The 12,150-nt window shown below is 71.0% G+C and carries 16 protein-coding genes; 13 read left to right on the top strand and 3 right to left on the bottom strand.

Annotation, left to right across the window (positions count from 1 at the left end):
• Positions 1 to 35: 35 nt before the first annotated feature.
• From DVR05_RS07480 to DVR05_RS07535, 12 genes are all read left to right on the top strand, one after another.
• Entirely contained in the window at positions 36 to 437 is a 402-nt protein-coding gene (locus DVR05_RS07480) for a roadblock/LC7 domain-containing protein (RefSeq protein WP_075926658.1), read from the top strand.
• A 98-nt stretch (positions 438 to 535) separates the two neighbouring features.
• Positions 536 to 952, top strand: coding sequence for a DUF742 domain-containing protein (locus tag DVR05_RS07485; RefSeq protein WP_369974511.1), 417 nt, complete (start codon positions 536 to 538; stop codon positions 950 to 952).
• A 34-nt stretch (positions 953 to 986) separates the two neighbouring features.
• Positions 987 to 1,580 carry an ATP/GTP-binding protein gene (locus tag DVR05_RS07490; protein ID WP_017572034.1) on the top strand — a complete coding sequence of 198 codons (594 nt, stop codon included), beginning with the start codon at positions 987 to 989 and terminating at the stop codon, positions 1,578 to 1,580.
• Positions 1,581 to 1,661: 81 nt separating this feature from the next.
• Positions 1,662 to 3,377, top strand: a complete 1,716-nt coding sequence (locus DVR05_RS07495) for a DUF885 domain-containing protein (protein ID WP_116245082.1) — start codon at positions 1,662 to 1,664, stop codon at positions 3,375 to 3,377.
• Positions 3,378 to 3,607: 230 nt separating this feature from the next.
• Positions 3,608 to 4,183 (top strand): HIT domain-containing protein, encoded by a 576-nt coding sequence (locus DVR05_RS07500; protein WP_116245083.1) that lies wholly within the window; start codon positions 3,608 to 3,610, stop codon positions 4,181 to 4,183.
• Positions 4,184 to 4,312: 129 nt separating this feature from the next.
• Entirely contained in the window at positions 4,313 to 4,942 is a 630-nt protein-coding gene (pgsA, locus tag DVR05_RS07505) for a phosphatidylinositol phosphate synthase (RefSeq protein WP_116245084.1), read from the top strand.
• A gap of 33 nt (positions 4,943 to 4,975) precedes the next feature.
• The gene (locus DVR05_RS07510; protein WP_116245085.1) at positions 4,976 to 5,917 is read left to right on the top strand and encodes a phosphatidylinositol mannoside acyltransferase; all 942 of its coding nucleotides are present in this window, start codon (positions 4,976 to 4,978) and stop codon (positions 5,915 to 5,917) included.
• Complete coding sequence (locus tag DVR05_RS07515; protein WP_116245086.1) at positions 5,914 to 7,107, top strand: glycosyltransferase family 4 protein; 1,194 nt, start codon at positions 5,914 to 5,916, stop codon at positions 7,105 to 7,107. The genes DVR05_RS07510 and DVR05_RS07515 overlap by 4 nt, the downstream gene beginning before the upstream one ends.
• A gap of 33 nt (positions 7,108 to 7,140) precedes the next feature.
• Entirely contained in the window at positions 7,141 to 7,668 is a 528-nt protein-coding gene (locus DVR05_RS07520; protein ID WP_232832029.1) for a hypothetical protein, read from the top strand.
• A 185-nt stretch (positions 7,669 to 7,853) separates the two neighbouring features.
• The gene (pdxS, locus tag DVR05_RS07525; RefSeq protein WP_116245087.1) at positions 7,854 to 8,765 is read left to right on the top strand and encodes a pyridoxal 5'-phosphate synthase lyase subunit PdxS; all 912 of its coding nucleotides are present in this window, start codon (positions 7,854 to 7,856) and stop codon (positions 8,763 to 8,765) included.
• A 75-nt stretch (positions 8,766 to 8,840) separates the two neighbouring features.
• Positions 8,841 to 9,449 (top strand): pyridoxal 5'-phosphate synthase glutaminase subunit PdxT, encoded by a 609-nt coding sequence (gene pdxT, locus DVR05_RS07530; RefSeq protein ID WP_116245088.1) that lies wholly within the window; start codon positions 8,841 to 8,843, stop codon positions 9,447 to 9,449.
• Positions 9,446 to 10,195, top strand: coding sequence for a YebC/PmpR family DNA-binding transcriptional regulator (locus tag DVR05_RS07535; protein ID WP_116245089.1), 750 nt, complete (start codon positions 9,446 to 9,448; stop codon positions 10,193 to 10,195). The genes pdxT and DVR05_RS07535 overlap by 4 nt, the downstream gene beginning before the upstream one ends.
• 69 nt (positions 10,196 to 10,264) lie before the next feature.
• On the opposite strand, the gene DVR05_RS07540 is transcribed toward DVR05_RS07535, so the two are convergent.
• Genes DVR05_RS07540 through DVR05_RS07550 form a run of 3 tightly spaced genes read right to left on the bottom strand, consistent with a single transcriptional unit; the run spans position 10,265 to position 11,510 of the window.
• Positions 10,265 to 10,456, bottom strand: coding sequence for a DUF397 domain-containing protein (locus DVR05_RS07540; RefSeq protein WP_116245090.1), 192 nt, complete (start codon positions 10,454 to 10,456; stop codon positions 10,265 to 10,267).
• 11 nt (positions 10,457 to 10,467) lie between these two features.
• Entirely contained in the window at positions 10,468 to 10,674 is a 207-nt protein-coding gene (locus tag DVR05_RS07545) for a DUF397 domain-containing protein (RefSeq protein WP_116245091.1), read from the bottom strand.
• Positions 10,671 to 11,510 (bottom strand): helix-turn-helix transcriptional regulator, encoded by an 840-nt coding sequence (locus tag DVR05_RS07550; protein WP_157982402.1) that lies wholly within the window; start codon positions 11,508 to 11,510, stop codon positions 10,671 to 10,673. The genes DVR05_RS07545 and DVR05_RS07550 overlap by 4 nt, the downstream gene beginning before the upstream one ends.
• Before the next feature lie 247 nt (positions 11,511 to 11,757).
• Here DVR05_RS07550 and DVR05_RS07555 point away from each other — a divergent pair, with 247 nt between their 5' ends.
• Positions 11,758 to 12,114: a hypothetical protein gene (locus tag DVR05_RS07555; RefSeq protein WP_116245093.1), complete on the top strand. Its 357-nt coding sequence runs from the start codon at positions 11,758 to 11,760 to the stop codon at positions 12,112 to 12,114.
• The last annotated feature ends 36 nt before the right edge of the window (positions 12,115 to 12,150 follow it).

Below are 12,150 nucleotides of genomic sequence, written 5' to 3' on the forward strand. Positions count from 1 at the left end.
GTGAGACCAGCCGGCGAACTTGGACAGGAGATCAGATGAGTCGACAGGTCAATGAGCTCAACTGGTTGATCACTGACTTTGCCGACCGGGTTCCCGATGTCGCTCACGCGATCGTCGTCTCCTCTGACGGCCTTCCGTTGGCGTCGTCGGCGGGCTTCCCGGCTGACAGGGCTGACCAGCTGGCGGCTATCGCCTCCGGCCTCTCCAGCCTGACGCAGGGAGCGTCCCGGGTGTTCGAGGGCGGAGCGGTCGCCCAGACCGTCGTGGAGATGGAACGGGGGCTGATGCTCATCATGGCCATCAGCGACGGTTCCTGCCTGGCGGTCCTGGCCGCGGCCGAGAGTGATCTGGGTCTGGTCGCGTACGAGATGACCCTGCTCGTCGAGCGGGCGGGGCGGGCGCTGACACCAACGGCGCGCACCTCGGGAATCCACTGATCCACCACCGACAGGAGGAAGTGGTGGCACCTCACAGTAGAGATGCCGGGAGCGCCTCGTGGTTCGGACAACAGCCGAGCGGTCCCTCCACCGGAGGGATCCCGTCTGTGCCGGGCGGCGGAGATGTTCCTCGACCAATCCAACAACCGTACGAACAACGACCCGCGGCGGGGAGCGCGCCCAGTTCACTGGTCCGCCCCTACGCCGTGACCAAGGGCCGTACCAAGCCGAAGTCACAGCTTCCCCTGGAGGCGCTGATCTCGGCGACGGCGGCGGCCCGTAACGAGTCTGGGACGCTGACGCCCGAGTGGCAGGCGATCAGCGACCTGTGCCGGGAGTGGCGGTCCGTGGCGGAGATCTCCGCCCTCTTGCGGATGCCGCTCGGTGTGGCACGGGTGCTTGTGGCGGACATGTCCGAGCAGGGACTGGTCCAGATCAGGTCTTCGCTGAACAACGACGCCCGTCCCAACACCAACCTGCTTGAAAGGGTGCTCAGTGGACTTCGCAAGCTCTAGCCCAGCCGAGGAAGGCGGTGCTGGGGGGAACGCGATGACGTCGGTCAAGATCGTCGTCGCCGGGGGCTTCGGTGTCGGGAAGACGACATTCGTTGGCTCCGTCTCCGAGATCGTGCCGCTGACCACCGAGGCGGTGATGACCAGCGCCAGCGTCGGGGTCGACGACCTCGCCAAGACGCCGGACAAGCAGACCACCACCGTGGCGATGGACTTCGGCCGTGTCTCCCTCGACTCCGACCTGATCCTGTACCTGTTCGGCACCCCCGGACAGCACCGGTTCTGGTTCATGTGGGACGACCTGGTCAAGGGCGCCATCGGCGCCGTCGTCCTGGTGGACACCCGCCGCCTGGCGGACTGCTTCCCCGCGATCGACTACTTCGAGGAGGCGCGCCTGCCCTTCATCGTGGCGATCAACGGGTTCGACGGCTACTACCCCCACGCCGCGGACGAGGTTCGGGACGCGCTGACGCTCAGCCCCGAGATCCCCATCGTCCAGGTGGACGCCCGTGACCGGGCCTCCACCAAGTCGACGCTCATCACCCTCGTCGAGCACGCCATCACGGTGGGGGACCCCGAGGGCGCGGCCGGGCAGCCCACCTCCACTGGCGGCCAGAACTCCTGGCGCTAGTCCCGGGCCGGGGTCCCGCACAGAGCACGGCCCGGTTCCCGCACGGCGGGGACCGGGCGTCCGTGCTGGCATCATGGGGGGATGAGCTCTCCCTCCCAGCCCGACGCCGAGGCGATGACACGGCGGTTCCGACAGGTGGCCGAACAGGTGCTCGACGCCCTCCTGGAGGACGCGCCCGAATGGGCACTGGAGCTGGGCGACGCCCGAGGGGCGGCCCGGCTCTCCGACCACTCCGCCGAGGCCGACGCCCGGCGGGTCGCCGTGCTCACCGACGCCCTGGGATCGCTGGACGAGATCGACGGCGACCTGATCCCCGAGGGCGACCTGGTCGACCTGGAGATCCTGCGCGCCAAGGTCAGCGCGGACCTGTGGCACACCGCCGAACTGCGTCCGCGCACCTGGAACCCCCTGCTCCACTCACCGGGCGAGGCCGTCCACGCGCTGCTGGACCGGGAGTCGCTGCCGGTGCCCGAGCGTCTGGAGGCGATCGCCGCGCGCTGCGCCGCGCTGCCCGACTACCTCGCCACCGCCCGCACACGGCTCTGTGACGGGCCGGGTATGCCGCGCGTCCACGTGGAGACCGCCCTGACCCAGCTCGGCGGGGCCCGTGCGCTGCTCACCGACGGGATATCGGCCCTGCTGGCCCGGGAACCCGCACTGGCCTCCCGGGTCGACCCCGCGCGCGAGGCCGCCCTCACGGCGCTCGGGGAGTACGGGGACTGGTTGCGCGGCCGGGTCGAGACCGCCACCGCCGACCCCCGGCTGGGCGCACGCGACTTCGCCGCCCAGCTCTGGTACACGCTGGACTCCGAACTGTCCCCCGAGGCGCTGCTGGTGCGCGCGGAGAGCGACCTGCTCGCCACCGAGGAGGCCATCGCCGAGGTCGCCGCCGAGTACGAGGGGCGCCCCCGCCGCGCCGGGCAGGTCGCCGAGGTGCTCGCGGGGCTGGCCGACGCCACCGCCACGGACGCCGACGGCATCCGCCCGACCTGCGCCGACGCGCTGACCCACCTGTGGGACCGGGTCCGCGAACTGGACCTGGTCACCGTGCACGACGACCCGGTCCGGATCATCCCCATGCCCGAGTCGCGGCGCGGCGTGGCCGTGGCCTACTGCGATCCCCCCGGCCCGCTGGACCCGAACGCGCCGAGCCTGCCGACCCTCATCGCGGTGGCTCCGCCGCCCGAGGAGTGGCCGCGGGCGCGCCGGGACTCGTTCTTCCGCGAGTACAACGGCACGATGCTGCGCAACCTCATGGTGCACGAGGCCGTCCCGGGCCACGCGCTGCAGCTCGCGCACGCCGCCCGACACGACGGAGGTACGCGCGTTCGCAACGCCCTGTGGAGCGGCACGTTCGTCGAGGGATGGGCGGTCTACACCGAGGAGGTGCTCGCGGGCCACGGCTGGGTCGACGGCACCGGTGAGCGGGCGCGCCGCGACAATCTGGCCCTGCGGCTGATCCAGCTGAAGATGCGCCTGCGGGCGGTCCTCAACGCCGTCCTCGACGTGCGCACACACGCCGGGGACATCACCGAGGCCGAGGCGATCGCCCTGCTCACCGAGCGCGGCCACCAGGAGGAGGGCGAGGCCGTCGGAAAGTGGCGCCGGGCCCAGCTCACCAGCGCGCAGCTGTCGACCTACTACGTGGGCTACACCGAGGTCGCCGAGATCGCCCGCGATCTGGCCGCCCACCGGCCCGGCCTCACCGAGCGCGAGCGCCACGACGCGATGCTCGCGCACGGCTCCCCGCCGCCGCGTCACCTGCGCACCCTTCTGGGCCTGACGGAGCTGGGATAGCGCGGTCAGGGGCGGAACCACGAGGCCGGGTCCGGCGTTGTCCGCGGGCGGACACACGCCCGGCACCACCCGGGGGCCACCGCGCGGCGGGGCGGACACCGGGGACGGACACCGGCGGCGCGGTACACCGCCGTGCTCCTATGCTGGGGGCGCAGGAACCCACGAAAGACGTGAAGGAGGCAGGGGCTTCATCCCCGGTGCGAGACCGGGGCGTCCGCCCCGGAAAGCCGATGAGCGGTGTCGAGAACGAGCCCCGGAACGGGCCGCCCAACCCCCCTGGCGCGGGGACCGGAGTCCCCGACGGGTGGGAGCGGCTGTGGACGCCGCACCGCATGGCCTACATCAAGGGCGAGGGAAAGCCCACCGGGTCGGGTCCCGACGACGGCTGCCCCTTCTGCCTGGCGCCCGGGCTCGACGACGCCGAGGGGCTCGTGGTCGCCCGCGGCAAGAGCGCCTTCGCCGTGCTCAACCTCTACCCGTACAACAGCGGACACCTGCTGGTGTGCCCCTACCGCCACGTGTCCGAGTACACCGCGCTGAACGAGGACGAGACCACCGAGGTCGCCGCCCTCACCCAGGCCGGGATCCGCGCGCTCACCGACGCCTACGGACCGCAGGGGTTCAACGTCGGCATGAACCTCGGTACCGTGGCCGGCGCTGGGATCGCCGCCCACCTGCACCAGCACATCGTCCCCCGCTGGGGCGGCGACACCAACTTCATGCCGGTCATCGGCCACACCAAGATCCTGCCCGAGATGTTGGAGCAGACCCGTCAGAAGCTGGCCGAGCACTGGCCCGGGGGCTGAGCTCCGGCCCTCCCGCGCCGCCCGCGCCGACGACCGGGCGGCGCGCCACCCCCGCCGGGCGCGGATCCCACCCCCCAGACCGTTCCCGCCCTACCATCACAAGAAGACATGCTGAGAATCCTTCGCCCCATGATCTCCCGGGTCACCACTCCGCTCGGCCGGAGCCTGGCCCGGATCGGTCTCACGCCGAACATCGTCACCATCATCGGAACCGTGGGGGTCGTCGCCAGCGCCCTGTACTTCTACCCCCGCGGTGAGCTCTACGCCGGTTCGGTCGTCATCGCCGTCTTCGCCCTCTTCGACATGCTCGACGGCGCGGTCGCCCGGGCCAACGACAGCGCCAGCTCGTTCGGCGCCTTCCTCGACTCCAGCCTCGACCGGGTGGCCGACGCCGCCATCCTCGCCGGGCTGCTGTGGTGGTTCATCGGCGAGGGAGACGAGCCCCTGCTCGCGGGTGTCACCCTCTTCTGCCTCATCACCGGGTTCATGGTCTCCTACATCAAGGCCAGGGCCGAGGGGCTCGGCGTCAACTGCGACGTCGGGATGGCCGAGCGGACCGAGCGGCTCATCATCATCCTGGTCGCCGTCGGTGTCGGCGGGTTCGGCGTACCCTACGTCCTGGCGGGCGGGCTGTGGCTGCTCGCGGGCATGACCCTGCTGACCGTGCTCCAGCGGCTCGTGGAGACCCGCGCGCGCCTGAACGAGATCGACGAGGGCTCCCGGGACGTCGACACCGACGGCGCGGGCAGCGGGGCCTGAACCGCCCCCCCGGTGAGGACGAGGAAGCACGACGTGGACGAACGCATGGCCGACCTGGCCTACTCGGCCGGGTGGACGATGGTGCGGCGCGCGCCCGAACGCGTCGGCCGCGCGGTGTTCGAGCGGATGGCCGACCACGCCTGGCGCGGCCACAACGAGGGGACCCGGGGGCTCGAACGCAACCTGCGCCGCCTGCTCGGCCCCGAGGCCGCCGACGCGCAGCTGCGCGCGCTCTCCCGGGCCGGGATGCGCTCGTACATGCGCTACTACTACGAGATGTTCCGCCTGCCCGCGATGGACCGCGAGCACGTGCTGGCGCACACCCGGCACAGCGGGATCGAGGCGCTGGAGAAGAACCTGGAGTCCGGTCGCGGCGTCGTCGCGGCCCTGCCGCACATGGGCAACTGGGACCACGCCGGAGCCTGGATCAGCATGCGCGGGTTCCCGCTGACCACGGTCGCCCAGCGGCTGCGACCGGAGCGCCTGTTCCAGCGGTTCACCGCCTACCGTGAGTCCCTGGGCATGGAGGTCCTCCCGCTGACCGGCGGCAAGGACACCGTGGGGACCCTGGCGCGGCGGCTGCGCGCCGGTGGACTGGTGTGCCTGCTGGCCGACCGCGACATCGGCGGTGGCGGCCCCGAGGTCGAGTTCTTCGGCGAACCGGCGCGTATGCCGTCCGGTCCGGCCTCCCTGGCCCTCAACACCGGTGCCGCCCTGATGCCGGTCTCCCTCTGGTACGACGGCCCGTACTGGAACATCCGCGTCCACGACGAGATCCCCGTCGCGCCCGGCGCCACCCGGACCGCGCGCATCCGGGCCACCACCCAGGAACTGGCCCGCGTCTTCCAGAGTGAGATCGCCGCCCACCCGGAGGACTGGCACATGCTCCAGACCGTGTTCAGCGTCGACCACGAGGCCGACCGCCGTGAGCGGGAGCGGGCCGAGGCGCTCCGCCGACACGGACGGGGCGTGTGACCGTGGGCATGCGGGTCGGTCTGGTCTGCCCCTACGCCTGGGACGTCCCAGGCGGGGTGCAGCAGCACGTCGGCGACCTGGCCGACGCGCTGACCGGCATGGGCCACGAGGTCTCGGTGCTGGCCCCCGTCGGGTCGGCCGACACCGACCTGCCCGACCACGTGGTGCCGGCGGGCCGCCCCGTCCCGGTGCCCTACAACGGGTCGGTGGCGCGCGTCAGCTTCGGGCCGCGTACCGCCGCGCGCGTGCGCCGGTGGATCGACGAGGGCTCCTTCGACGTGCTGCACGTCCACGAACCCTCGGCGCCCAGCGTCTCCCTGCTGTCGTGCTGGGCGGCCGACGGCCCCATGGTGGCCACCTTCCACACCAGCAACCCGCGCTCCCGGGCGATGGCGGCCGGGTCGGGGGCGCTGCGCTCGGCCATGGAGAAGATCAACGCGCGGGTGGCCGTCTCCGAGGCGGCCCGGCGCACCCTGGTCGAGCACCTCGGCGGGGACGCCGTGCTCATCCCCAACGGCGTGGCCGTGCGCCGCTTCGCCCGCGCCGACCCGCTGCCGGGCTGGCCCGGGGACGGCGGCTCCCTCGCCTTCCTCGGCCGCCTCGATGAGCCGCGCAAGGGTCTGGCCACCCTGCTGGCGGCCTTCGCCCTGCTCGCGCCCGAGCGGCCCGGGCTGCGGGTCCTGGTGGCCGGACCCGGGGACCCCGGGCCCGCGCTGGAGGAGGTCCCCGCCGACCTGCGCGACCGCGTCGTCCTCCTCGGCCGGCTCGACGACGCCGACAAGGCGCGCGCCTACCACTCCGCCGACGTGTTCTGCGCGCCCAACCTGGGCGGCGAGAGCTTCGGCATCGTTCTCACCGAGGCGATGTCGGCCGGGGCGGCGATCGTCGCCAGCGACATCCCCGCCTTCGCGGCCGTCCTGAACGGGGGAGCGGCGGGGGAGCTGTTCCGCACCGGCGACCCCGTCCACCTCGCCGAACAGGCCGGAGCGCTCCTGGACGACCCCGTCCGCCGGGCCGAACTGGGCGCCGCCGCCCGCCGCGCCGTGCGCGCCTACGACTGGGAGACCGTCGCCGCCGAGATCGTCCGCGTCTACGAGACCGTCCTGATGCGGGGCGGCACGCCCGCCACGGGGGTCCGCCTGGACACCGGCCCCCGCGCCACCGCGCTGCTGCGCCGCGGGGTGGGGTGATCGGCTCTGGTCGAGGACGTCCTGTTCGTCGTCGTGGTGGCCGCGGCGGTCCTGGCGCTGGTGCTGTTCGCGTTCTACCTGTCGTGGCGGGCCACCCGGCTGGACCGTCTCCACCACCGGGTGGAGACCGCCCGCGCCGCCCTGGACGCGGCACTGCTGCGGCGCGGCTCCGCGGTCCTGGACCTGGTCGCCGCCGACGGCCTGCCGCCCGAGCACGCCCGGGCGCTCGCCGACGCCGCCACCGCCGCGCGCCGGGCGCCGGAGGCCGAGCGCGAACTGGCCGAGAGCGCGCTGTCCCGGGCGCTGCGCGCGGCCGTCGACCCCCTCGACGCGCCCCGGGAACTCCACGACCATCTGGCCGAGGTGGTCAGCGAGGCCCGGCGCGTCCACCTGGCCCGCACCTTCCACAACGACGCCGTGGCCGACACCCGCCGCGCCCGCCGGTCCCGGCTCGTGCGCGCCCTGCGCCTGGCGGGCACCGCGCCCCTTCCGGACTTCTTCGAGATCGATGACGAACCCCCCGCGGCCCCTCCGCCACCCGCCGGATCCGACACCCTGTAAGGGGCCGACCCGCGAAAACACCGATCTGGCCAAAGTGGTCGGGAAGGGGAGGAACTACCATGGTGCTCCGGTAGACCCAGGGTGCGCGGCGCCGGTGGCGTCCGCGGCCCCCGCGTGACCGCCGCCGCTGTCGGGGCCCACCGCTACCCACGCTGTCAACACCTACGGGACGGGAGTCCACCACCGTGGCCACCAACGCATCGAACACCACCGACAACGCCGTCGGTACGCAGCGCGTCAAGCGAGGCATGGCCGAGCAGCTCAAGAACGGCGTCATCATGGACGTCGTCACCCCCGAGCAGGCCAAGATCGCCGAGGACGCCGGTGCCGTCGCGGTCATGGCCCTGGAGCGTGTCCCCGCCGACATCCGCAAGGACGGCGGCGTGGCCCGCATGTCCGACCCGGACATGATCGACGGGATCGTCGAGGCCGTCTCCATCCCGGTCATGGCCAAGGTCCGCATCGGCCACTTCGTCGAGGCCCAGGTGCTTGAGCACCTCGGCGTCGACTTCATCGACGAGTCCGAGGTCCTGACCCCGGCCGACGAGGCCTACCACATCGACAAGTGGGCGTTCACCGTCCCGTTCGTGTGCGGTGCGACCAACCTGGGCGAGGCGCTGCGCCGCATCGCCGAGGGCGCGGCCATGATCCGCTCCAAGGGCGAGGCCGGGACCGGCAACGTCATCGAGGCCACCCGCCACATGCGGTCGATCCGCGCCGAGATCCGCCGCCTGGGCACGCTCGACGAGGCGGAGCTGTTCGGCGCCGCCAAGGAGCTGCGCGCCCCGTACGAGATCGTCAAGGAGGTCGCGACCCTGGGCAAGCTCCCGGTGCCGCTGTTCTCCGCGGGCGGCGTGGCCACCCCGGCCGACGCGGCCCTGATGCGCCAGCTGGGCGCCGAGAGCGTGTTCGTCGGCTCGGGCATCTTCAAGTCCGGAGACCCGGCCAGGCGCGCCGACGCCATCGTGCAGGCCACCCTGCACTACGAGGACCCGGGCGTGATCGCGCGCGTGTCCCGCGGCCTGGGCGAGGCGATGGTCGGTATCAACCTGGATGACCTGGCCGACTCCGAGCGTTACGCGGGTCGGGGCTGGTAGACCGGATCCGGGTGGCGGGCCCGCCCGCCACCCGCGTCCGCGTATCGACCGATGACACGACGAGTGAGGCCGTTCTTGACCGCCAGACCCACCATCGGCGTCCTCGCCCTTCAGGGCGACGTCGCCGAGCACCTGCACGTTCTGGAGCAGTTGGACGTGCGGACCGCCAAGGTGCTCGGGCCCGACCAGCTCGACACCGTCGACGCCCTGGTCATCCCCGGAGGCGAGTCCACCACCATGTCCAAGCTGGCCGTCCGGTACGGTCTGCTGGAGCCGCTGCGCAAGCGGGTCGGGGCGGGGATGCCCGCCTACGGCACGTGCGCCGGGATGATCATGCTGGCCGACCGCCTGCTCGGCGGGATCGACGGCCAGGAGACGATCGGCGGCATCGACATGACGGTGCGCCGCAACGCCTTCGGCCGGCAGACGGAATCGTTCGAGGCGGCGGTTCCCGTGGCGGGTATCGGTGAGGAGCCGTTCGACGCGGTGTTCATCCGGGCGCCCTGGGTGGAGTCCGTGGGGCCGGAGGTGACCGTGCTCGGTCGCGTCCCGGGCCCCGACTCGGCCGGTAGGATCGTCGCCGTACGACAGGGCGGCCTGATGGCCACGTCCTTCCATCCCGAACTGACCGGCGACGTGCGCATCCACCGCCTCTTCGTCGACATCGTGAAAGGACACGCATGAGCGGCCACTCAAAGTGGGCCACCACCAAGCACAAGAAAGCCGTCATCGACGCCAAGCGCGGCAAGCTCTTCGCCAAGCTGATCAAGAACATCGAGGTGGCCGCGCGGACCGGCGGTGGAGACCCCGACGGGAACCCGACCCTCTACGACGCCATCCAGAAGGCGCGCAAGAACTCGGTGCCGCTCGACAACATCGAGCGCGCCCGCAAGCGCGGCTCCGGCGAGGAGGCCGGTGGCGCCGAGTGGCAGACCATCATGTACGAGGGCTACGCGCCCGGTGGCGTGGCGATGCTCGTGGAGTGCCTGACCGACAACCGCAACCGCGCCGCCTCCGAGGTGCGTGTGGCGGTGACCCGCAACGGCGGGAACATGGCGGACGCCGGTTCGGTGTCCTACCTGTTCAACCGCAAGGGCGTCGTCATCGTGCCGAAGGAGGGCACGACGGAGGACGACGTGACCCTGGCGGTGCTGGAGGCGGGCGCCGAGGAGGTCGAGGACATCGGCGAGGCGTTCGAGATCGTGTGCGAGGCCACCGACCTGGTCTCGGTGCGCACGGCGCTCCAGGAGGCGGGGATCGACTACGAGTCCGCCGACACCAACTGGCTGCCCACCATGGAGGTCCCGGTCGACGCCGAGACCGCCAAGAAGGTGCTGCGCGTGGTGGACGCTCTGGAGGACTCCGACGACGTGCAGAACGTCTTCACCAACGCCGACATCCCCGACGAGGTCATGGCCGAGATCGGCTGACTCTTCGGTGACCACTACGCCGGTGGCCGCGCCCGTCGGGGGCGCGGCCACCGGCGTTTTTCGCTGTTCCTACGTGGTGGCACCGGCCAGGAAGGCCGCCCACTCGTCATGGGTGAACGTGAGATGGCCGAGGCTGCGGTGCTGTGAGTCGCGTACGGCGAAGGCCGTCGATCCGTCTGTGAAGGGGCCAGCCTCAACGCATGCTCCGCTGCCGTTGGCGCTGTAGGTGCTGATGTGCCAGGCGACCGGGGCTTCCGTCATCTGCCTTCTCCTTACTCCAGGGACGCGAGAAGTGCTGCCCATTCACGGGGGTCAAAGGTGAGGTGTCCGTGGCTTCGGTGCTGTGAGTCGCGTACGGCGAAGGCTGCCGACCCGTCTGTGAAGGGGCCTGCTTCGACGCACTGCCCGCTGGTCTCAGCGCTGTAGGTGCTGATGTGCCAGGCGACCGGGAAGAATGTGGCCACCTTGTTCTTGTTCATCGAAGTTCCTTCTCCAGGGCTGCCAGAAGCACAGTTGTGTCTTCATCGCTGAGGCTGTGTTCGTGGAGCCAATCGTAGGTGTCGACCAGTTTGTCCACAGCCTCGGTTTCCAGGTAGATGGAACCAGCGGGGCTCTCCACGTGGGCGACTTCCGGGAAGGGGTCCGACATCTTGAACAGGGTGAACGGGCCGCCTGGGCTGGCGTGGGCTCCGACGCTGTAAGGAAGCACATGGATATCGAAGTGGGGCAGAGCCGCTGACTTCAACAGGTGGCGGATCTGGTCAGCCATCACCTTGGGTCCACCAACCGGCCGGTGGAGTGCGGCCTCATCGATGACGGCGGACAGGTGAAGGGGCTCGTCCCTGTCGAAAACTCTCTGTCGCCGCATCCGTAGGTCGACCCAGCGTTCGATCTCCCGCTTGGTGGCATGGCGGTCAGCCGCAAGCATCAACGCTCGTGCATACTCCTCGGTCTGGAGTAGGCCAGGCACAGTGATGGTGGAGAAGGACCGCATGGAGGCGGAGCGATTCTCCAACCAGGCCCGGTCAATGGTGGAGCTCCAGACGTTGTCCTTGGAGTATTGCTCCCACCAGCCTGTCTTCCATACCTCGCCAGCCAGTTCGAGGACGGCTTCGCGCTGCTTCTTGTCGCTGACCCCGTAGAGATCCATCATCGCTGCCGCGTCGACACGACGAATGGGATAGATGCCCTGTTCGCAGCGCCCGATGGTGGCGAGGTTGCGCTGTAGGTACTCGGCGACCTCTCGAAGAGCAAGGCCCTTCCTCTCGCGCATTTCCCTGAGGATCTGCCCAAGCCACTGCGCGCGCAAGGTCACGCCCCGGTCGGTCGCCACTGTGTCCTCCAGCCCTGGTAGAAATTGTGTGGCGCGAATTCGTCTTCGCTCTTGTCTATGTTCTCGTGCTCTGTCATCATAGCAGAGAGTGAGATTCAGCTCACTCGAAACCGGGAAACCGAGGCGCGATCGACGCTGCCCCGGACATGAGACCACCGCCTGGGCCGCTCTCTGGAGTTGGCGCTCATGTAGCGACCCAGGCGGTGCCTTCAGGAGAGGGGAACCCCGCATGACCGAAGCCCACGCACTCCCTGCCCCGATTGTCCCCTACGACTGGGGCGGCGTCGACACCTCCGTGGACGACGAGACCCCCGAACTGCTCAGCGAGGACCAGCTCGACCGGTACGTCGAGACCGTCGCCGAACTCCTGCGCGCCGCCGGCCTGGACGTGGACGCCGACCGCGACGACCCCACCCACCTGTCGGTCCACCGGAGCGGCGGCCGGTTCACCCTCGACCTGTACATCCGCGACGACCGCAGCACCGAGTGGGCCATCGAGGGCGGTGACGAGGTTCCGGAGGGCACCACGGCGGTCCGGCTCGCGTCCTTCCTCGTCCCGCTGATGGCGGTCGACGCCGACCGATGAGCCTCAGATCGACACAGGGCGGGGGTCCTTCGATCG

Origin of the sequence: Nocardiopsis sp. FIRDI 009 (assembly GCF_003386285.1) — a bacterium.
In the GTDB taxonomy this organism is placed as follows: Bacteria; Actinomycetota; Actinomycetes; order Streptosporangiales; family Streptosporangiaceae; genus Nocardiopsis.